The following is a 20,125-nucleotide window of genomic DNA, read 5'->3' on the forward strand; positions in this document are numbered from 1 at the left end:
AGGAGCAATTAACGACCTTGCCTACAGCATGTTGAATTCCCGCTGAAAGATCACTTATATAATAGAATTGGTATAAAACGGTATAGAGCTAAATGGGAGCTGTGATCGCCCATTTTTCAACTGGCATTCCCAAAACCCCATGGGATCATCACTTTACAGTTTAATTCTTTTCCTTTGCCTTTTTCTTGTTGATGGAGCAAAAAGAGGGGGACTCAAGCATGTGTCTTTTATGTTAACACCTATAATCAATGGAGTCGCTCATTGTTAAGTGAAATAACATGCTTGATATTCATCACCTTGCTCGTAGTGGTTTTATTTTGGCTCTGCTTGCCTTGGCTCTTCTTATTTTGGCTTTTTGCTGTGTGCCAGTGGCTCAGGGGGCATGGATCAGTTTTTTTGCCGTTTCCGATCCCCAATTTACCTTTGGTAATGATCGTCGTGCATTTCGCACATTAGCCGATGTGGCTATGTTAACTAAGCAGTGCCAAGATTGCTCAAAAGTGTTACCCATAGCGGGGGATTTAACCATGGATGGTCATGGCAAGGCATTGTATGCTAAGGCTTATCAGTTTATTGAACAGCAAGGGGTCAAGCCGTTAGATGGGCTAGGAAATCATGATACTCAATTCTTTTCAGCAGATACCACTAGTTTTAATGGACTATCAAACCTATTGAAAGGTGAAAGTCTCACCCAAAAAGGGTGGAATATTTTTCATTTTTCTAAAAAAATGATGAAATTGGATGGTGGGGATTGCGATATTCATAATGCGTATTGCCAGCAAGCAAAAGCCTATTATTATACGGTAAGGCTACAAAACCCAATGGATCCCAGTGGTGAGGTTTTTTTAGTGCAATTGCATAATCATCTTTACTCAAACAGTGTCATAGATTATCTGACGGCGTTATTAAAAGATAAAGGTGATGAAATAGGCCAAAGCCCGATAATATTTGTTGTCCATCAGCTGAGTGAACCTCCCTTAGAGAAGAAGATGATAGACAGGAAAAAGATGAGCTTACAATCCACAATTAAGAATAGGCTTATTGAATGGGTGCGTCAGCGCAATGTGGTGGCCGTTATTCATGGTCATTATGCCTGCCAACCAGTAGATAAACAATATTATCATTGTAATGCTAAACACAATGAGCTTTTGCAAACGGTGAATGCTCAAGGTGATAAACTGATGAACCGATATGGTGCTGCGGTGCCAAGGTTTAATGTGAGCGCCGCCTTTAATGGAATATTTTGGGCATTCCGCATTAATACGCAAACGGATCAATTGTGTTACAAGCGGATGGATCAAGCCTATCTTGACAATGTGCAAGATTATCGAGGAAAACTTGACGATATGCTCGCCACGTTTCCTCCTTTAGTGAACAACATGCCTTTTAAACATTCATCGTTCTTATGCTATGAAGATTTTTCAACGCAGAAGACACGTTTGACTCATAATGAGTGATTTATGATTAAGTGCTAATTTATGCTGGATTTTATTGTGTTAATATTCATTGATGCGCTGTTTGCTGTAATCAATGAGGAATGAATGAACAGCTTGAGCTCTGCTCATTTGGTTGGACATTGATGATATGCCCGCCACGGTTCCTCCTTTTGTGAATAAACACTGAAAGTAAATTTTTATTATTGCAGCATTTATTTGAAAACCATCAGGCAATAGCTGTGGAGTTTAGAACTCACTTTTTTAACCATGACTCAAGAAAAGCCATTGAGCGACTCGGCGCAAAACAAGATGGTATTTTACGTTGTGATCAAATTATGCAAGATGGCTCCATAAGAGATACTGTAGTGTATTCCATTTTAGGAACAGAATGGCCTGCGGTGAGAAATCACTTGTGCAGTAAGCTCAATCGATAATCTTATTGGATGAGATCAGCTATGCATTTCTTTATATTGTATTCGACGTGAGCACTATTCATTTAAGGATATGCTAGCATATTCTTCCCATGAGGCGACGCAGGTATAAGTTTCATTAGCGCAGTCTGACATGAGCCTGATTTGATTAAAGGTGAGGCTATTTAAATGAGGCGCTGCGAGGACTTTATTCTCTGGAATGTCGCTGTCATTGCCATAAAATAAACTGATATGGGGATCAAAACTGTATGTCGCGTCGCTATCTAAGGTACTTTTTGATGTATTTGACAAGTTTTGAAGCTGAGTATTGTTCTCCATTTGGTAATAAAAACGTTTGAAGAAGTCAGTGCCCCATTGCGTGCCAATAATGTCTGCTTGAGTTGAGTCATTGTTAGCAAAGGCAGTAGTAAATTGATTTATGAGAGCTTGCTTGGGTAAATGGGTATTGCCGCAAAAAAGGGTGATATGGGCATCGAAAAAGGGGCAACTCGTTTCCTCAATGTTTTCTTTGACTATGGCATCGAGTGTGGCTTGACCTTCAGTATCGGGTGACAGCCAGACACAAAAAGGCAAAGCTGTTTCAGTGGGGAAAAACTCAGGATGATTTAAATAACGGCTAATTCTTGTTCCACTAAATAAAGTGAGCTGTGTTGAGCCAGCGCTGGCTAAGGTTTTAGCCGTTAGTGTGGGGGTAAAATACTGAGATTCAGTTTCCTGAATTTTATCAATAGGTGAAGTGCTACTTTCGCCACAGGATGTCACACAGATGAATATCAAAAATAGGCAATAATATTGAATGATTTTGATTAACTTCTTTATGTTAGCGCAAATAACGTGAGCGATTTTTGGGTTTATAAAAAGCGTTATAGGCATATGCGTGTCTTTGAAGGTGAAATATTCATAATAAAATGAGTATAGTGAAGGCAATTAAAACGAGAGATAAATTTTAGAAATTACATTCACTTTTAAGTGATTTAGTTGCTTGAATAAATGAATGAGATATGATGCTTGTTTAGTGATATAAAGAACTTTTATTGGAGCACTAATATCTATCATGTATTAGTGATTATTAAGGAAAAGAATGCAATATTTATTTAAGATTTTATTGGTGACAGTAAGCCTTTTTTCAACACTGAGTTACTCTGCCCAGACTCACACTGATTTATCATTGACAGCCCCTAAGAAAATATTAATTATCACATCTAATCGACTTGATATGGGGGATAAGGAGAAACACGATGCCCGTAATAATTTATGGGAAGTGGCGCCGCCTTTTCATGTTTTTAATAGCCATGGTATTGAAGTCGTTTTTGTTTCGCCTAAAGGTGGAAAAGTGGAGTTTATGATGGATCCCGTCGGGATCAGCAGTTATGCCATTAAGTATGAAGGTTTTTTGGATAAAACGGCGGTGACGTTTTCACCCCATTTGATTAACCCTAATGATTATTGGGGTGTGTATATTGGTGGAGGTTATGGCCCTTTATTTGATGTCGCATTCAATCAAAAGTTGCAACATATCATTCGCGACATTTATGAGTCTGGAGGCATTATAGGTGCTGGTGGCCATGGCGCTGGCGCCTTTGCTAATGTGAAATTGTCTAATAATACTTTTCTTGTAAAAGGCAAGAAAGTCGCTGGTTTTCCTAATAGCACAGAAGTGAGTAAGTCATGGGCTAAGCAAGGAACTTTGTTGCCTTTTATGGTTGAAGATCAACTGAATAAAAATGGTGCGCTTGCACAAAATAAGCAGACGTTAACGGACAAACATCAAGTCGTGATTGATGAGCGGATCGTCTCGACAATGTTTTTACCATCAGCGGCATTAGTCGCAAAAGAAATGATCTTACTTCATGTTCAAAACTTAATACCTCAAACTTCAACGCTTAAATAATATAATCGTTGAACTTTATTTAAGTGTTCATTATTCAAGCGTTCATTTCATCCTTTTTTATATATTAAAACTCAATGATATGGGCATTCATTTTAAGCTATGAATGCCTATCTTCTATTGTTTGCTCTTGATGTTTTCCACTCTTTAGCTGGGTTATACTGCTTTATGCTTAGTAATAGTTATTGGTGTTCTTGGTGATAGCTCTTTGCTATTACTCTTTAATAATGCCGTTAAGCTTGTGTAATGCTTTGGTGTGAAATACTGCAAAAAAAATGAGTGATGACATTTTATTGTGCACTGAATGTGTTGGTGTGTAAGTCGCTGGTTTTTTTTATGGTATGAAAGTGTATTGCAATAACAAGATGATAATAATATATAGAAGGAATGATGTGTGAAACAATTCAAATATTCCCTGTTTAGCTGTTTGATTCTACTTTTGACAGCTTGTGGTGATACCTCTGATCCTGAGCTTAGCGCGAGCGACACGACCGAATCTCAATCTGGTACCACTCAACCGAATCCTGATCCTATTGGTGATGAAGAGGATGAGTCAAATTCCGCCTCGCTAACGGTACCCAGACAATTAATTGCTAATGCTTTTTCTGGCACGAGTATTGGACTGTCTTGGTTATCAACGGGAGGAAGTGTCACAATTTATCGTGATAATAAGAAAATCGCTGAGACCATGGAACATTTCTATGTAGATGAAAATTTAGAAGTGAATACACGCTATCGTTACAAAGTGACGACAGGAAATGTAAGAGATCCGCAAGAAACGGCTCATGTTGTGGCCAAAACATTAGTCAATGAGACCAATGAGGGCATGACAAATGGCGCTGGCACAGAGATCCTTAATGATCTCTTGATGAACTTCCCTGCTTGTCATATCAATAATGATCAACAAACGGCTATGGATGTTGCCGACAGTGATTTAGATGCATGTTTGAGTGAAATGCTCACTTTTAATAATATGGCGATACAATTAGAAGACTTAAAAGCATTTGCAGCTCGCGTGAGAAGTGAGCAGTCGCCAGAGCTGGTCGAGTTAGGGAAGCGCTTATTCCATAATAAATCCTTAAGTGCCAATAAAGATACGGCTTGCTCTTCTTGCCATCATCCGGCCATTGGCTGTGGTAGTGATAATTTGTCCATGCCTATCGGGGTTAACGCGGTTATGTCAGATTTATTGGGTATTGGCCGTCAGGATGTGAGTAATGCAATCCCCATTGTTGCTCGTAACTCGCCTGCGACTTGTAATACTGGGCTGTGGAGTAAAGGTTTGTTCTGGGATAGTCGAGTCGCGATGGTTGAAGGCGCTTTACAGACAGATTCACAAGATGTGACCGATAAAACGATAGCAAGAGTTGGGAATAATAATACGTTAACCTTATTAATGGCTCAGGCACATTTTCCGGTGACTAATGCCGAAGAAATGGGCAATATCGCTGATTTTGGTTATGATGAAACGGATCTTGCTCAGCACACTGCTTACAGAGAGAGTGAGCTGGTTTCAGCATTAGATCCTCAAGCATGGGGGACATTATTTACCTCTGCTTTTGGTGATCCTAGCATTGATTTTTCCCGTGTGTCAGCAGCGTTAGCCGCTTATCAATCTGTTCAACTGTTTATCGATAATCCTTTTTTTGATTATGTGGAAGGTGACTTATCGGCGATAGACAATGATGAGAAGCGTGGTGCAATTACTTTTATGTCAAATCGTTCCGGTTGTACATTTTGTCATTCAGGCGCGCTATTTAGTAATGAAGAAGTGTCGGCGGGAAATTACCCACAGATCGGTGTTGGCATTGAATCGACTGGGGCGGATCTTGGTGCTGAAGGGCCAATTCCCAGTGCTGATTTAGCGGTAGAACCTAATAATGTAGGCTTCTTTCGAACGCCTTCGCTATTAAACGTGGCAATCACAGGCCCTTGGGGACACAATGGGCAATTTGGTTCGTTAAAGCGCAATATCGAGCATTATCGGAATAATGCAGCCTCTATTACACAATACTTTGACAATGAAGAAATGTGTCAACTAGAGCAATTTAAAACATTAGCCAATTGCGCTGAACGATTGGCACCCAATGGTTTGATGCATTCGATGGCCATTTTTAATGGTAATGAGAGCTTCATTCAGGAGATTGATGATGCTGAAGTGGCGTTGATAGTGAAATTTTTAAAGACCTTAACGGATCCCGACGCAGCCAATACACAGTCTAATGCTATTCAAGGATTAATTCCTGTTCGTGATGGTGGGCCGGATGGTCACCAACTCGATGCCATTGATATCAATGGTAATGCACTATGAGTGTGTGAATGCCAATAATAATGCTTGAATTTGGCTGTGATGCCTAATCAATACCGTAATGCATGTATTGAATATGTTTACGGTATTGATGTCATCTAATAGACTTATAGCCATATATATTGACAAAGAAAGAGGCAGTTTTCATTTGGCTTATTTAAAAGAAACTATCATTGGCTCGAAACAAGCCTGTATTAGGCCGAGTACTCGCGGTTCAAGAGGCAAGTTAGATGCTCTGCTTTATGATGAACTTTTTGAAATACCCACCACTGCGTTTGATATTGAAAAGGGAAATGAATGATGAAGCTTTATCAAATCAGTGATTGCCATTTAAGCCTTACAGATAAACAGATTGAAGCGAATTTAATACGTGTATTACAGCACATAGAAGGTCAAGGTGACGGTGATATGCTGCTGATCACCGGGGATCTTGTGTCTGAACCCTCGGTTGAAGTGTATATGAAATTTAAAGCTGTCATCGAAGCCCATGTCACGATAGACCAAATTTATGCCATTGCCGGAAATCATGATGATTTATCACTCATGCAACGAGTGTTTCATCACAGCAAGATTCGAATTCAACCTAAGGTGAAATTGATTAATGGCATTTGGCTGTTAATGCTTGATTCGAGTTTAAAACCGATAACTGGTATGCCTTTGGGAGCAGGTCGAGTATCAAAACAAGCTTTAGCTCAGCTTAAAAAAGAGACCCGCAAGCATCCAAGTGTGGTTATTGTTCATCACCCAGTACTCAATGTGGGGGCACAGTGGTTTGCTCACATCGGCATTGAAAACCACCAAGCTGTCATTGATGCGGTACACCCGCAAACATTGGCAGTGATCAGTGGTCATGCGCATCGCTATTTTCTTGAAAATATCAAAGGCTCAGTGCCACAAATTGTCTGCCCAGCAACCTCATATGGGTTTAATCATGATTGTGATGAGTATGAAAGAGAAGCTGTGATTGGTTATATGGGTTATCGATTTGATCCCATAAGTTGTCAATTGAATAGCCAAGTGTATATTGTCGACTGATTGTACTCGATGATTCTACAAGTGTTTATACTATGTTTATAACAGGCTGATTTTGACATTTGAGCTTCATTCATATCCTAATTTGAATCACTTTTTACATTTTTCAGGCATGTTTCTCATGCCGCCCTACTAATTTTACCTATACTTGTTTTTTGTCTTTCTTTTTAAGGATTGATTGACAGTATGAATGATTTTCGAGTTGAAAAAGACAGTATGGGAGAGGTGAGAGTCAATAAAACGGCACTTTATGGTGCGCAAACCCAAAGAGCCATCGATAATTTTCAAATCAGCGATTTAATGATGCCCCGTGCTTTTATTCGTAGTATGGCCCTCATCAAGCAGATCAGCGCGCAGACTAATCTCACATTAAAGCTCATTGAACCTCACATTGCGAAGGCGATAGTGGAAGCGAGCCAAATGATCATTGATGGGCAATATGATGCTTCTGATACCCATTTTCCTGTGGATGTGTTTCAAACCGGCTCAGGTACCAGCTCAAATATGAACGTGAATGAGGTGATTGCGGCATTGGCCAGTCAACAGGCTCATTGTCCTGTGGATCCGAACGATCATGTTAATATGAGTCAAAGCAGTAATGATGTTGTTCCAACGGCAATTCATATCAGTGCTGCGCTTGCAATCAATAATGATTTATTACCCGCTTTAGCGCATTTAGATTCCTGTATTATCAATAAAGCTCAGAGTGTGAAGGAACATATTAAAACGGGACGAACCCATTTAATGGATGCGATGCCTGTGAGTTTAAATCAGTCGCTTTTATCTTGGTCGGGGCAATTACAGCATGGTAAAAGGGGATTGGCTTCGGGGCTCATTGAATTATTGCAATTGGCGCAAGGTGGAACCGCTGTGGGAACAGGCGTTAATGCCCATGTTGATTTTGCGCCGCTATTTTGCCAGCTTTTGACAAAAAAAACGTCTTTAGATTTTATGCCCAGTGCTAATAAATTTGCGTTAATGGCAAGCCAAGATGTGGCGGTCACTGTCTCTGGCCATTTAAAAACCTTAGCGGTGGCCTTATTGAAAATTGCCAATGATTTACGTTGGATGAATTCAGGTCCTTTATCGGGCCTGGGAGAGATCTCGCTAACAGCAGTACAACCGGGTTCGTCCATTATGCCGGGAAAAGTCAATCCTGTGATCCCAGAATCGGTGGCAATGGTGGCAGCGCAGGTGATAGGTAATGACACGAGTATTACAATTGGTGGGCAATCGGGTAATTTTGAACTGAATGTAATGTTACCTATGATTGCATATAACTTATTGCAAAGTATAGGGCTATTGAGTAATGGCATGCGCTCTTTAGCCGATAAAGCCATTGCCGATTTTACTGTTAACAGTGGCAGGCTCAATGAGCAATTGGCAAAGAACCCCATTTTGGTAACGGCATTAAACCCTATTATTGGTTATCAAAAAGCGGCCAATATCGCCAAGAAAGCTTATGCTGAAAAAAGGCCTATTATTGATGTTGCTGAAGAAGAAACCAGTTTGTCACGCACTGAACTAGAGAAGTTACTCGATCCAGCTAAGCTGATACGAGGTGGCCTTTAGACAAGTAGTGACCATACCTCAAGAAATACCTCAAGAAATACCTCAATAAGAGCGTACGTAAAAAGGATTGAATATGAAATTACAACGTATTTATGATCCCGAGATTGAAGCAATTGCAAAAACGCTACCTTGTTTTGACTTTTCTGATCCTAAAAAGGTCAGGGAAATGTATTCTCAAATGAAGCAAATGCTTCAAGATCAAGGTATAGAGCGGCCGACAGATGAAAATATTGAGGAAATAGAACGCACTATTCCTGGGGCTAAAGGCGCACCTGACATACCTATTCGTTTATATCGACCAAAGGCGGTACAAGCCCCTATGCCAGTGTTGATTCATTTTCACGGTGGAGGCTTTATATTAGGTGATTTGGAATCCGATCATCCTCGCAGTTTAGTCATGGCCGCTAAAACACAATCTATGGGGGTGCTGGTGGATTATCGACTTGCGCCAGAGCATCCTTTTCCAGCTGCGGTTGAAGATTGTTATGCCACTCTAGAATGGGTATTTAACAATGCCAAATCATTAAATATCGATCCCAATCGCATTGTCATTAGCGGCGGGAGTGCGGGAGGAACGCTAGCAACTGCTGTGTCCTTAATGGCACGAGATAGAAAAGGGCCTAATATATTATTGCAAATGTTGCTGTATCCAGCGTTAGATAATCAAGCAGAAACCGAGTCGATGAAAAAGGGAGAAGGACTGTATATTTGTGATAATAGCAGTGTGCGAGCCGTTTGGGAGCATTATTTGGGAATGTCACATTTAAAAGCCGATAGATTAGAGAAAACTCATAATGGTGTTAATTATAATGGAGTGAGTGGTCATTGCTTAGGTGGAAGAGATTTAGAAGATGATTTAACGCATATATCGCCTTATGCCGCGCCAGCCAAGGCGAAAGATCTGTCAAATCTGCCTCCTGTTTATATGATGACTTGTGAGCATGATGCGTTAAGAGATGAAGCCATCTTATATGCCATGCGGTTAATGAATGCCGGAGTGCCCGTTGAGTTACACAATTATGCTGGAACGGTACATGGATTCGATTTTCTCACGCCATCATCTTTATCCGATGAAGCGATCGAGGATTGTGTGAGGGCATTTAAGCGTGCGTGTCAATAAGGAATGAGCGAGTGCTGAGTAAGCATTGAGTGGTATAATCTTGAGTTGATGAATATTATTGATGGTTAAGGAGGGGGCTGTTTACTTTCCTTTTTTATTCGATAATTCGTCGCTGTTCACATGTGTGCGATTGAGATAATATATTGTTTTATAAATAAACTACTTAGATTATAAAGAGTTGATTATAAAAAGCTGATTATAAATTGCCCGCAAGCATTTTTCATACCTTCTATTGTCGAATGAGAGGTATTTAAAATGGGCACAATAGACACTGATTTTTGTTGTTTTAGAAATTGCACATGGCTGTGAAAGATTTTGAATTCATTGTTGATGGCTGGGCATCTAAAAGTGTGTAAGTTAGTGTGACAGTCAATATTAGGCTGGTTACTGGTAAGATTAAGTTGCATTAATTGATGCTTATTTTTATGGAGAGATCCAGTAGGTGTGCGTGCCGTGTTTTTGATGGTTTGATTATCATAAGTGGCACAATTTAATGCTGATTGCTTTATATTATGCGGTGTAAAGTGTCCCTTTCGTATTATTTGTTCCATCTCGCTATGCTCTTTACTGGGCCTTCTTTTAAAGTCATAGCAAAGTCCTGTAAACATGATGGTAATCGACAGATTAACAATAGCATAACGACTTTGTTTGAGATCCACACTGAGTGCTGGAAATAACTCTCTTCCTCCACCTTTTAAAGTATTAAGCTGTTGATTAGTGATGATTGGCATAATATTGTCCAACTGATTTATTCAATAAATTTTATAGGGTAAAAATGGATGACGATGCTTTACCAAGGTACTTGTTCAGAGCCAATGTCGAAAGTTATTAATCTTCATTAGATAGGAGAAAGTTAATGTTTGTGTTAACCATAACTCTTTTTATTCAATAAAAATATTACACTCTATTACAGAGATATAAGTAAAGAGATATAAGCAAGGTGTTATTTAACAATAGGCCGTTCAGCTTTTGGCGTGGCGTACCAGTATCCCAGTCCCATAAAGATAACGCCTGATAGCAGATTCCCGAGGGAGACCCAAAATAAGTTTCGCACTATGCCGAAAAGTGTAAAACCGGTTTGATGCTCACCAAAATACGATAGGGCAAAGAGACTCATATTGGCAATGGAATGTTCATATCCACAGCTGATAAAGGCCAGTAAGCACCACCAGATGGCAATAAACTTGCCAGTGCCTTCGGTGCGTTGACACATCCAAATGGCCAGGCAGACCAGCCAATTACATAAAATGCCTTTAAAAAAGAGCACTGTGATAGGAGAAGTGGTTTTTGTCAGTGCGACATGGTGAATGAGGCTTTCTGAATTGACGAGTAACTCCCCTCCGCCAGATAAGTAAAATAGCCCTGCTACTGCAATCGATCCCAGTAAATTATAAATCCAAGTTTTTGGTAAAATGCGAATACTATCTTTCCAATGGATAGCACCCGTTTTTACTCCAAAGGTTAAAAACATGGTATGGCCAGTAAAAAGTTCAGAGCCTGCAATAATGACTAAGGTTAATGCCAGCCCAAAAGTGGCCCCCATGACAAGCGGCCGAAGGGGTGGGGAAAGGGGATCGCCTAAAGTAAATACTAAGATAATTGCGAGCCCAATGTAGGCACCTGCCATGGCGCTACTTACCATGAAACTAAAGGGAGACGTCTTGTTTAATGCCACAATACGAACGGCATTGGTTGAACATTTTTCTATCGTGTTGGCGTACATACGCAAGATCCGTCATTAAAATGCAGCGGGTTAATGATTTAATTATATACCCCTATTTTGCAATGTATGGGGAGCTGGAAAGTCTGCCGGAACGTTTGCCAAATAATGATGATATTAATCAACGTCTCATTAGATACTATGAGCAAAAACGGTGCGCTAAAATGTCATGTTTATTCACTTATTGTGACTCTGGTACCGCAGTTATTGTGGTGTGACTTTGTAAATGTGTTAACTGCCTGACTAACAAATATAAGACAGCGAATAAGGATAAATAAATCCAGCCTAGTGAATGCAGTGATGACCATTGTAGCTTAGCCAAGGTGGCAGTAATGATAGCGGTACCCACCATTTGAAACATTCCCGATAGTGCAGCCGCCGCGCCAGCTTGATGTGAAAATAACGCCAGCGCTCCTGCCATTGCATTGATGAAAATGAGAGAAACGGCGAGTCCATTTAATGCCAAGGTTAATAATATGGCACTCAGCGACTGGATATGAAAGGTATTTTGTAATAACAATGACAAGCCAACCATGGCTAAAATGATCATGCCGACTTGAATGAATGTGTTACCTCTTACATGGGTGGATAATCTATTTTGAATAAGATTACCCACTAAGAAAAAACTGGGCTGAACCAGCATGAAATAACCGACGGCTTTGGGGCTGAAACCAAATTCATTAGTGAGTAAAAAGGGCGTGTTTGCCAAGCAGAGTATCATGGCAAGATAGCCGATAAGCGTGGTGATAGCATAGCAAATGAAAGGTTTATTTTTTAACACATGCGCATAATCGGCCAGTATAGTCCACAAGGAGAGTGTCGATTTGGGTTTACATTTGGCTTGTGGGGTATGATGGGGGGGAACATTTTTGTTGGTTTCTGCCATTTTAAAAAAAATGAGCAGTAATAAAATACCGCTATATAAGGTGAGAAGCATGAAATTACTGCGCCAGTCAAAGGCTTCTTGCATATATCCACCCAATGTTGGTGCAATGACAGGGGTAAAAGAAGCGGCAATGGCCAGCATATTGATGGCTTTTCGTAATGCTAGCCCTTGAAAAAGATCCCTTAATATTGCACGGCCGAGTACTGAAAGCCCACCACCTCCAAGCCCTTGTAATAATCTAGCAAGCAGTAATTGATCGAAATGATCTGCACAGACGGCGAGAATACTACCACAAGTTAAAATACTGATACTCACTAGCAACAATGGCTTTCGACCAATGTGATCGGATAAGGATCCGTAAAATAACTGTGATAGACCAAAGGTTAAAAAGAAAACGCTCAATGTGAGTTGAGTGTTACCCACGCTTAAATGCCATTGGCTTGAGATGGCAGGTAGGGAAGGAAGGTAAAGGCTCACGGCAAGCTGTGAGGCGACAACGCCTAATATGACTAAGATAAAGTTGAGGTTTCCAAAAGTTTGCTTCACATTGCGAACCTTATGTTGGGCCTGTTTTTACGTTAATAAAGGAAAGTGCGTATGCTAGAAAACGAAAGAACAGGTTTAATGTTTTTGAAGATGGGGTTATTATAATTTATTTCCTTTTGGATGATAATAAGGTGTTTAGGAAACTCATTGCGTCTTACTGGGAATTAATAATTCAAGAGTTATATCTTAATTGAGTTAATATTTGGCATAGGGTGATGAAATGGATTGGCACAAGTGTTCACAGAGTTTTATTCAAATTGTAGATGATCAAAGCTTTACCAAAGCGGCGAGCCATCTCTACACTTCTAGCTCCGCATTAAGTAAGCATATTAATTGGTTAGAAGAGCAACTTGGCGTACAACTTTTACAGCGAACGACACGGCGATTGGATCTAACCCTTGAAGGGGAATATTTTTATGAGCAAGCTAAGTCCTTATTAAATGACTGGCAAGCGTTAAAAGAAACAGTACGTAACCAAAGTGATGAACCTCGTGGAGTATTAACTATAGGTATTTCAGTTATCTTTAGTAGCTTATACATTGCCCCTTTATTACCTAGGTTACTGGAGCAATATCCAGATCTGACGATCAATGTCAAAACATTAACTTATCCCTTGCTATATCAAGTCGAAAACCTTGATTTATATTTTAGTCATAAATCCCCTGATTTTTTTTCGGTGAACATGGATCATCATGTGATAGGTCAGGCACATTTAAAGCTGTTTGCTGCACCGAGTTATTTACAGAAAAATGGAGCGCCGAAAACCTTAGCTGATTTATCTGAGCATAATTGTTTGATGAGTATGGGCAATGATACTCCTCAAGTTTGGGAATTTGACAATGGTGAAACGGTCGCCATAGGGGGGAATTTAATTTCCGATAATAGTACGACGTTAATTAAGGCAGCTGTTGCGGGCTTAGGGATAGTGTTTGCCAGTCCCATGGCATTTAATGATGAAGTGAAAGGGTCTTTAGTGCCAGTATTAGCGGATCATCAGTCCAAAACTTGGACGATTTATGCATATTATCCAAAATTAAAGGTATTGCCTTTTAAAACCCAATCTTTTTTAGATTACGTAGAAGATAAATTGAGAAGTGTTTTAAGCTAGGCTTGTCCTTATGTTAATGTCTAATCTTATTGGCATACTGAGTCAAAGAATTAAAAAGGAAGCAGCAAAATGGAATTAATACACTATCTCAACACTCACTTTTTAACGGAGGAAGTCCTGTTAGAAAAGGTGAATGTGAATTATTCAGTGCTGGAACAGTACCAATTAATGGGGGTTATGCCTAAGGCGTCATATCAATTGAAACTTGCTATACAGTGTGATTCATTTTTTGGTCAACGGGATGAAACACGCACTTTGCGTTATTACGCCAAAGGGTATGTTTCTTGGTTTCAGTTAGTGCAGACACTATTAAATAGTGAGGGAGGTGATAAAGAGGCGGTATATAGCGTCTTTTTTAAACGTTATGTGCAAGCCATTGATAAACTAAAGGGCTTAGGTCATGGCTTGGAACAGGGCAAAGTCGCACAGGATCTTCATTTGCACGTGGAACAAGAGTGGGTTCATTTCTTAGAGGGGACTTATGGTTTATGTACGCTTTCTGGTTTACCGGAAGATATTGCGGCAAAAGAGTTAGCCATAAGCCAAATCAATGGGTTGTCTCAATTAACATCACTCACCTCAGAGCAGCGTATTCAACTGACCAGAGCGGTTAATTTATTAGATGATGTCAGCGCACTCTTTGCGCCTCATGAAAGAGCAAGCAGCTCACGTAAGCGGTTAGTGGATGATATTCGAGAGGCCTATCAATTATCTGCTTAAGTTTACAGCTTGACCGACTCGCTTAAGAGAAGGCTTTTTTATTAATTTAAAACTTGTTGATACAAGAAGCTAAGAGAAACCTTTATCGGCAATATCAACAAAGTATGCTTATGTTTGTCCTTTTATCTTTTAAAAACGAGTCCTTCAAGTATCGGTGGCATTAGTGACGATATTGTGCAACGTTTGACTCAATAACTGGGGGTTTGACAGCATGACACAATGATCTGTGTCTAAGGTATGGATCTGACCCTTAGTGCGACTGGCAAAGCGTTTAGCTTGTTCTTCAAGGAGTCGTTGATCATATTTGCAAATAATGTAGTCTTGCTTGACAGACAATTGACTGGGGCTCATTTTGACTTTTTCTTCATAGGGCCCAATGGGTTCTGGAGTGATTTTCTGATAGTAAAATTGGGCTTGAGTCAGACTTAAGTTATTGAAATAGTATTTATACATAGTATCAAAATCCAGAGCAATACAGCGGGTGCTAGATGTTGAAGCCATGGTTTGATATTGAATTTGCCTGTCAGGTGGTAGTTGATCTAGCATAGACTCATTTTGATTTGGAATATAGGCCGCGAGATAGATGAGCCGATGGATCTCAGCGTGTTTTGCACTTAAATCCGCCAATAGTATTCCCGCTGCTGAATGCCCAACAAGGGTAATGTTTTCCCATTCTAATGCTTCTATGGCATGAGAAACGGCATTGAGATAATCTTGCCGAGTAATTCGCGCTCTAGGGGTTTGATCATTGCCATGGCCAGGCAGATCGATGCTGTAGCATTCATGTCCCAGTTGGCAGAGGAGTGAGGTGACTTGTTGCCAACACCATGCGCCGTGACAAGCGCCGTGAATGAACAAGAAATGAGCCATGTTACCCCCCTTAAACTATTGTGGCCGTCTAAGTTTAAGCGTTTAGGTTTAAGTGCTTAGGCTGAAGCGCTTTTTAAGTGACGGCCAACTCTTTGATTAAGCATAAGCCTTAGCGAGCAAAATGCCAATTGACTTCACTGGCTAAAATGCGCTCTGACGCGATATAGTGAATAAAGTGTCCAGATGCGAGTTGTCTTTCTGCGGGGGGATTGAGCTCGACGTCATCCCCTGAGAGCATAGTTGAAATGGCGATGAGCGTCGCATTATTGTCATTTTTCATTTGTTGCCAGAGTTGCCCAACGGTAAAAGGGGGAACATTATCGGGGATCATCAATGAAAATTGTGTGGCGCCTGTTTGTGGGCTGAGTAGGTGATTAATGACTCTAGAGGAGCCTGGATCTTGCATTGAGCGAGCAAGTAACTCAGCTGAACGATTGCTGCCAGATTCAATATTTGGACAGTGTTTATTGAGTAAGACAGCATTTTGTTCATCATTGAAATACGCCACAATATGACAATCTGGTTTGACTCTAGGAGAAATGGCTAAGGCTGCCATTAACGTTTGATCGTCACTTTCGCCATAAATAATCACTCGATTCGCACCATTAACGCTGATCCGATTAAGTGCATCGTCATTAGAGAATGAGGACAGTTTGGCAAAATCTACTTGATCATTGTCTGGATAAGGATGGGTTTGTTCATCATCATTGACACAAATTAAGATTTGTCCATTTTGTCTGCGTTTATCTGATAAAATACAATCGACGAGCTTTCTTGTCCCTTTAGGGTGCCAACCGATAATAATGACATGATTGCTATAATGTGAAAAATTTCTCATACCTTTGATATTCCGTTCAATGAGTGTTTTTGTTGTGGCGATGATTTTGGCCAAAACGGAACCAAAAATGCCAATGCTTGCAGGAATTTGGTACCAAGCAACAAATTGTTGTCCGCCTAAGGTAACAGGTGACATATCGCCGAACCCTACTGTGCTGCCAACAACTGACATAAAGTAGAAAAATTGAGGTAATTGTACTAGCTGTGTTTCGCCTAATGCACTGAGCGCTAACCAACAAATAGCATAATGTGCAATGGAACCCAATAACAGTGACGGCCAACTGATTTTATGTAAATGCACTGAGCATAAGAGGTAGATCCGCCTAAATAAGTACATAGCGAATGTTCCCTATGGCATGTATTGAAAATCTAATATCCATTATTCTTGAGTATCCTTTTAGCTTAGATAGGCGAGCAGTTTAAATAAATTTCATTGAGATTGAAAGGGTTATAAAATAGCCTAGCAGCAGATGATATTAGCACCAAAGTATAAGGCCACCTTTGCTGATTTTTGATAAAGACCAACATTTTCGGAAGTCTAGCCTGATCCTGATTTGTTAATCTAGTCCTATTATAGAAAGTGAATAGGAGTTATAACGTGGGATTTGCCGATTTAGCATTAACATCAGGTGGCAATATCAGTGCCAGCGCATTGGATTGGGCCGCAAGTGACAGTAGCTTAAAACAAAATGTTCAAACGCTGGTATATAAAATGGATAAATTATTATTGAGCATATGTCCAGCCTTTGCTTGGCATACTCAAGAGTTTCATGAGACCATGGATGCCTTTAAGACTATGGTGCAATTTAAGCACTCAAATCCAGAACAGCTCGCTCAACAACAGCTTACTGATGCCGACTTAGTGAAAGCGTCGTTAACTTTCATGAAAAATATTCACTTTTTTGATTTACAAGCACAAGCGCCTGCTTTGATGAAGAATGGTGAAATGAGGGAGCTAGAAGAAGCGGGTAAGCAAGGACAAACTCAACATAAGTCACAAATGGCGATGGCGGTTAAGGCCAATGAGATGAGTGAGGATAATAAACTGACCTTTAGTTTAACCTTAGTGCCGGGAAAGGGTTCTGAGGAAGGGTTTGAATTTGCTGTCACCACAAAAGCGGCGTATTTGCTGATGCCTTCTCAATTAACCCAGTTAAAATCGCTCTCTTGTGACGATAATTCTAATGGCAGCGTTAATCTTATATTGGATCAGAGCTATGAACAGGCATGCCACCGACAAGAAGCCGATACACGAGCAGAGGCAGCGTTTGCCAAGCAAGCAATGGTACATGAGAATGGTGCCAAACTCGCTCAGCGAAAAAATGAGTTTGCTCAACTAAAAAATGAGCTTGCGCAACCTAGACAGGAAACTCAAGCAGAGCCTGCGATATTAAATCAACAAAGACAACAAGCCCAAACGGTGCAATATAGAGTGGCACCGATTGAAATGGATGATCAATTTGATGAGCCATTTGATGCGCCAGTCGCCAAGCCCGTGGGATTAACTCAGCCAATGCAGCATACCAGCATGAAAGATCTTATTGCTCCCGGCTGGGATGATGAGCCTGATGGTGATGACGATCTAGACAGTTTAGATGGCGAAATGCGCCAATCACCAATATCAAAGATGGATAGTTTGGATCGGGCTGGCTCTCCATTTGCGTTTAATGTGCTAAGTGAAGAAAATTTAACGACTCAGGTCAAGTTTGCTACTGGAAGCCATGTGTTAGGTCAAGGCAGTCTTGATGAGAGGGTAGAGCGCCATGATGTTAATCAGCCTGCTAATGGATTGAGTATGAATGCCAATGCAGGTTTTGTTCAGTTAAATACACAAAAAAGTGTCGCTTCACACACTGAGCCATCCATTGAGCTGAATATGGGCAGTAAGGTTAACCTTGAAATGAACGAAATGGATGATGAAAATAGTGCCGATTTCTCATTTGCTAATAATCAAGCAATTTCAAATTCGTCTCAATCTGTTTCCATCGGTGATCGGGTTAACGCTCATCCAGAAATGGTAGAAATCGAAAAAGCGCCATCTCCTAAGTCCATAGATATGGATATTTTTTATCAAACTGAGGCTTTTTTAAATTCAAAAGCGTCATGATACAAAGGGCATAACACGAGATCACTCTGATAATGCTTGTGCATATGAGTGATGATTAAGTATGCCGCCTTATGAATGGTTAACTATTGGCCGAGCTTAGCTCGGCCTTTTTTATGTTTATATTGCTCATAGAAAGCGATATTGATTAACATCTTGTGGTTGTATCTTGACTTTATCTGGATTTTGATTGGTAGCCAGAGTCATATTGATCGGCGTTAAAGAGCGAGAATATTTGATAGACAAGTTTGCTAATGCTTAAAAACACAGGTAAAGTCAGTGGTTTTGCAAAGATAAAATATCATAAAAAAAAATGGGCTGGTGCCTGTTTATTCCTAAGTGAAAGGTAAAAGGTGAAAGTGCGGCTTTTATTTAGGAATAGGCGTGCTAATGGCTATTGCTCTTTTGACTAAAGCGCGAATGACTTGCTAGTACGCCAAATCATTTTACTTAAAGTATAAGGAATTTTACGTGTTACATACTTTGATGGAGTCTAAAGACTTTTTGGCTTTTACACTTGCCCAACCTAGTACAGATCCAGTGACATCATTTTCTTTTGAGTTAGGGCAACATACTCAGGTTGAGGTATGGGATCGCGGCGTGATAGTGTTTGAACCGCTTGAATCTTCTGGTAAAGACATTGTGCTTTCCTGCGCTGTTCATGGTAATGAAACGGCGCCGATTGAGCTATGTAATACATTGATTAATCGTTTGTTATCTCAAGAGATCCAAGCGAAGCAGCGTGTCATGTTTCTCATCGCTAATCCCGAAGCGATTAAGTTAGCGCGGCGTTTTGTGGATGAAAATTTAAACCGTTTATTTAATGGTGGCCACGCTAAAGGGGATAAAGTGAACCCTGAGCGAGAAAGAGCAAAAAAGCTTGAGGGCTATGTGGCGCGTTTTTATACGCAAACATTAAAGGGTCTAAGGTTAGATGAAAAGGGGAAGGATGAGTCGTCTAGGCCTCGTATTCACTATGACTTGCACACAGCTATTCGCGCCTCTAAACATGAAAAATTTGCTATCTATCCCTATTCGCCAAATAAAGCATACAGTAGCGAGCAAATCATGTTTCTCGCTCAATCTGGCATAGAGACTATCTTGTTTCATAATGAACCGACGACGACATTCAGTTATTTCTCGGCTCATCATTTTGAGGCCCATGCTTTTACCATTGAATTAGGCAAAGTGTATCCTTTTGGACAAAATGATATGTCACGTTTTTCCCAATTAAATGCACGTTTAATCGGCTTAATTACGGCCCAGGATTTACCAATTCCGCCGCTGAACATGGCTGAGGTCAATTTATACCGTGTTGCCCGTTCAATTAATAAAGGCTTTGAAGATTTTCAATTTTCCTTTGATGACAATGTGGAAAACTTTACGGCTTTTGCAAAAGGGCAAGTACTGGCAACAGAAGGTGGCCAAAATATTGTCGTGGAACATGAAGTTGAGACCATTGTGTTTCCAAATGCTAAGGTGCCTGTGGGTCAACGTACCTTGTTATGCTTAGTGCCTGCTCAAGCGGATAAGATTGAGTAAAAAGT

At 40.3% G+C, this 20,125-nt stretch carries 17 protein-coding genes and 1 pseudogene; 12 read left to right on the forward strand and 6 right to left on the reverse strand.

Features of this window, described 5'->3' with window-relative positions; all coding sequences use genetic code 11:
- The first annotated feature begins 278 nt into the window (after nucleotides 1-278).
- Both Q0791_RS12605 and Q0791_RS12610 read left to right on the forward strand, forming a co-directional pair.
- Nucleotides 279-1,457 (forward strand): hypothetical protein, encoded by a 1,179-nt coding sequence (locus tag Q0791_RS12605; protein WP_299006783.1) that lies wholly within the window; start codon nucleotides 279-281, stop codon nucleotides 1,455-1,457.
- Nucleotides 1,458-1,612: 155 nt separating this feature from the next.
- Nucleotides 1,613-1,870: pseudogene (locus Q0791_RS12610) on the forward strand (GNAT family protein); the annotation flags it as partial.
- 54 nt (nucleotides 1,871-1,924) lie between these two features.
- Here Q0791_RS12610 and Q0791_RS12615 read toward each other — a convergent pair.
- The gene (locus Q0791_RS12615; protein ID WP_299006786.1) at nucleotides 1,925-2,644 is read right to left on the reverse strand and encodes a hypothetical protein; all 720 of its coding nucleotides are present in this window, start codon (nucleotides 2,642-2,644) and stop codon (nucleotides 1,925-1,927) included.
- A gap of 304 nt (nucleotides 2,645-2,948) precedes the next feature.
- On the opposite strand from Q0791_RS12615, the gene Q0791_RS12620 reads away from it, so the two are divergent.
- The 6 genes from Q0791_RS12620 (at nucleotide 2,949) to Q0791_RS12645 (ending at nucleotide 9,787) form a co-directional block, all read left to right on the forward strand.
- Nucleotides 2,949-3,758 (forward strand): type 1 glutamine amidotransferase domain-containing protein, encoded by an 810-nt coding sequence (locus Q0791_RS12620; RefSeq protein WP_299006788.1) that lies wholly within the window; start codon nucleotides 2,949-2,951, stop codon nucleotides 3,756-3,758.
- 391 nt (nucleotides 3,759-4,149) lie between these two features.
- Nucleotides 4,150-6,066 carry a cytochrome c peroxidase gene (locus Q0791_RS12625; protein WP_299006790.1) on the forward strand — a complete coding sequence of 639 codons (1,917 nt, stop codon included), beginning with the start codon at nucleotides 4,150-4,152 and terminating at the stop codon, nucleotides 6,064-6,066.
- An 88-nt stretch (nucleotides 6,067-6,154) separates the two neighbouring features.
- Nucleotides 6,155-6,364, forward strand: coding sequence for a hypothetical protein (locus Q0791_RS12630; protein ID WP_299006793.1), 210 nt, complete (start codon nucleotides 6,155-6,157; stop codon nucleotides 6,362-6,364).
- Entirely contained in the window at nucleotides 6,361-7,098 is a 738-nt protein-coding gene (locus tag Q0791_RS12635; protein WP_299006795.1) for a metallophosphoesterase, read from the forward strand. Before Q0791_RS12630 ends, Q0791_RS12635 begins: the two co-directional genes overlap by 4 nt.
- Before the next feature lie 183 nt (nucleotides 7,099-7,281).
- Entirely contained in the window at nucleotides 7,282-8,667 is a 1,386-nt protein-coding gene (locus Q0791_RS12640) for a lyase family protein (RefSeq protein ID WP_299006797.1), read from the forward strand.
- A 73-nt stretch (nucleotides 8,668-8,740) separates the two neighbouring features.
- Nucleotides 8,741-9,787 (forward strand): alpha/beta hydrolase, encoded by a 1,047-nt coding sequence (locus tag Q0791_RS12645; RefSeq protein ID WP_299006799.1) that lies wholly within the window; start codon nucleotides 8,741-8,743, stop codon nucleotides 9,785-9,787.
- Nucleotides 9,788-9,969: 182 nt separating this feature from the next.
- Here Q0791_RS12645 and Q0791_RS12650 read toward each other — a convergent pair whose 3' ends face one another.
- The 3 genes from Q0791_RS12650 to Q0791_RS12660 form a co-directional block, all read right to left on the reverse strand.
- A complete protein-coding gene (locus Q0791_RS12650) occupies nucleotides 9,970-10,518 on the reverse strand; it encodes a hypothetical protein (RefSeq protein WP_299006802.1) in 549 nt (182 codons plus the stop codon).
- A 212-nt stretch (nucleotides 10,519-10,730) separates the two neighbouring features.
- The gene (nirC, locus tag Q0791_RS12655; protein ID WP_299006805.1) at nucleotides 10,731-11,510 is read right to left on the reverse strand and encodes a nitrite transporter NirC; all 780 of its coding nucleotides are present in this window, start codon (nucleotides 11,508-11,510) and stop codon (nucleotides 10,731-10,733) included.
- A gap of 178 nt (nucleotides 11,511-11,688) precedes the next feature.
- Nucleotides 11,689-12,939, reverse strand: coding sequence for a multidrug effflux MFS transporter (locus Q0791_RS12660; RefSeq protein ID WP_299006808.1), 1,251 nt, complete (start codon nucleotides 12,937-12,939; stop codon nucleotides 11,689-11,691).
- Between the two features lie 220 nt (nucleotides 12,940-13,159).
- Between Q0791_RS12660 and Q0791_RS12665 the strand changes: the two genes are divergently transcribed.
- Together Q0791_RS12665 and Q0791_RS12670 are read left to right on the forward strand one after the other, a co-directional pair.
- Entirely contained in the window at nucleotides 13,160-14,047 is an 888-nt protein-coding gene (locus tag Q0791_RS12665) for a LysR family transcriptional regulator (protein WP_299006811.1), read from the forward strand.
- A 69-nt stretch (nucleotides 14,048-14,116) separates the two neighbouring features.
- Nucleotides 14,117-14,767, forward strand: a complete 651-nt coding sequence (locus tag Q0791_RS12670) for a DUF6058 family natural product biosynthesis protein (RefSeq protein ID WP_299006813.1) — start codon at nucleotides 14,117-14,119, stop codon at nucleotides 14,765-14,767.
- A gap of 144 nt (nucleotides 14,768-14,911) precedes the next feature.
- Here Q0791_RS12670 and Q0791_RS12675 read toward each other — a convergent pair whose 3' ends face one another.
- Together Q0791_RS12675 and Q0791_RS12680 are read right to left on the reverse strand one after the other, a co-directional pair.
- Nucleotides 14,912-15,637 (reverse strand): alpha/beta fold hydrolase, encoded by a 726-nt coding sequence (locus Q0791_RS12675; protein WP_299006816.1) that lies wholly within the window; start codon nucleotides 15,635-15,637, stop codon nucleotides 14,912-14,914.
- Nucleotides 15,638-15,746: 109 nt separating this feature from the next.
- A complete protein-coding gene (locus Q0791_RS12680) occupies nucleotides 15,747-16,811 on the reverse strand; it encodes a potassium channel family protein (RefSeq protein WP_299006819.1) in 1,065 nt (354 codons plus the stop codon).
- 261 nt (nucleotides 16,812-17,072) lie between these two features.
- Here Q0791_RS12680 and Q0791_RS12685 point away from each other — a divergent pair, with 261 nt between their 5' ends.
- Nucleotides 17,073-18,581 (forward strand): hypothetical protein, encoded by a 1,509-nt coding sequence (locus Q0791_RS12685; RefSeq protein WP_299006821.1) that lies wholly within the window; start codon nucleotides 17,073-17,075, stop codon nucleotides 18,579-18,581.
- 468 nt (nucleotides 18,582-19,049) lie between these two features.
- Nucleotides 19,050-20,120: a succinylglutamate desuccinylase gene (astE, locus tag Q0791_RS12690; protein WP_299006824.1), complete on the forward strand. Its 1,071-nt coding sequence runs from the start codon at nucleotides 19,050-19,052 to the stop codon at nucleotides 20,118-20,120.
- Nucleotides 20,121-20,125: the final 5 nt, after the last annotated feature.

This window comes from uncultured Shewanella sp., from assembly GCF_947495455.1.
In the GTDB taxonomy this organism is placed as follows: Bacteria; Pseudomonadota; Gammaproteobacteria; order Enterobacterales; family Shewanellaceae; genus Shewanella.

Coding starts and splice junctions, on each gene's coding strand:
- Q0791_RS12605 (WP_299006783.1), top strand. CDS start 279: ATGCTTGATATTCATCACCTTGCTCGTAGTGGTTTTATTTTGGCTCTG.
- Q0791_RS12620 (WP_299006788.1), top strand. CDS start 2,949: ATGCAATATTTATTTAAGATTTTATTGGTGACAGTAAGCCTTTTTTCA.
- Q0791_RS12630 (WP_299006793.1), top strand. CDS start 6,155: ATGTCATCTAATAGACTTATAGCCATATATATTGACAAAGAAAGAGGC.
- Q0791_RS12635 (WP_299006795.1), top strand. CDS start 6,361: ATGATGAAGCTTTATCAAATCAGTGATTGCCATTTAAGCCTTACAGAT.
- Q0791_RS12640 (WP_299006797.1), top strand. CDS start 7,282: ATGAATGATTTTCGAGTTGAAAAAGACAGTATGGGAGAGGTGAGAGTC.
- Q0791_RS12645 (WP_299006799.1), top strand. CDS start 8,741: ATGAAATTACAACGTATTTATGATCCCGAGATTGAAGCAATTGCAAAA.
- Q0791_RS12650 (WP_299006802.1), bottom strand. CDS start 10,518: ATGCCAATCATCACTAATCAACAGCTTAATACTTTAAAAGGTGGAGGA.
- nirC (WP_299006805.1), bottom strand. CDS start 11,510: ATGTACGCCAACACGATAGAAAAATGTTCAACCAATGCCGTTCGTATT.
- Q0791_RS12665 (WP_299006811.1), top strand. CDS start 13,160: ATGGATTGGCACAAGTGTTCACAGAGTTTTATTCAAATTGTAGATGAT.
- Q0791_RS12670 (WP_299006813.1), top strand. CDS start 14,117: ATGGAATTAATACACTATCTCAACACTCACTTTTTAACGGAGGAAGTC.
- Q0791_RS12675 (WP_299006816.1), bottom strand. CDS start 15,637: ATGGCTCATTTCTTGTTCATTCACGGCGCTTGTCACGGCGCATGGTGT.
- Q0791_RS12680 (WP_299006819.1), bottom strand. CDS start 16,811: ATGTACTTATTTAGGCGGATCTACCTCTTATGCTCAGTGCATTTACAT.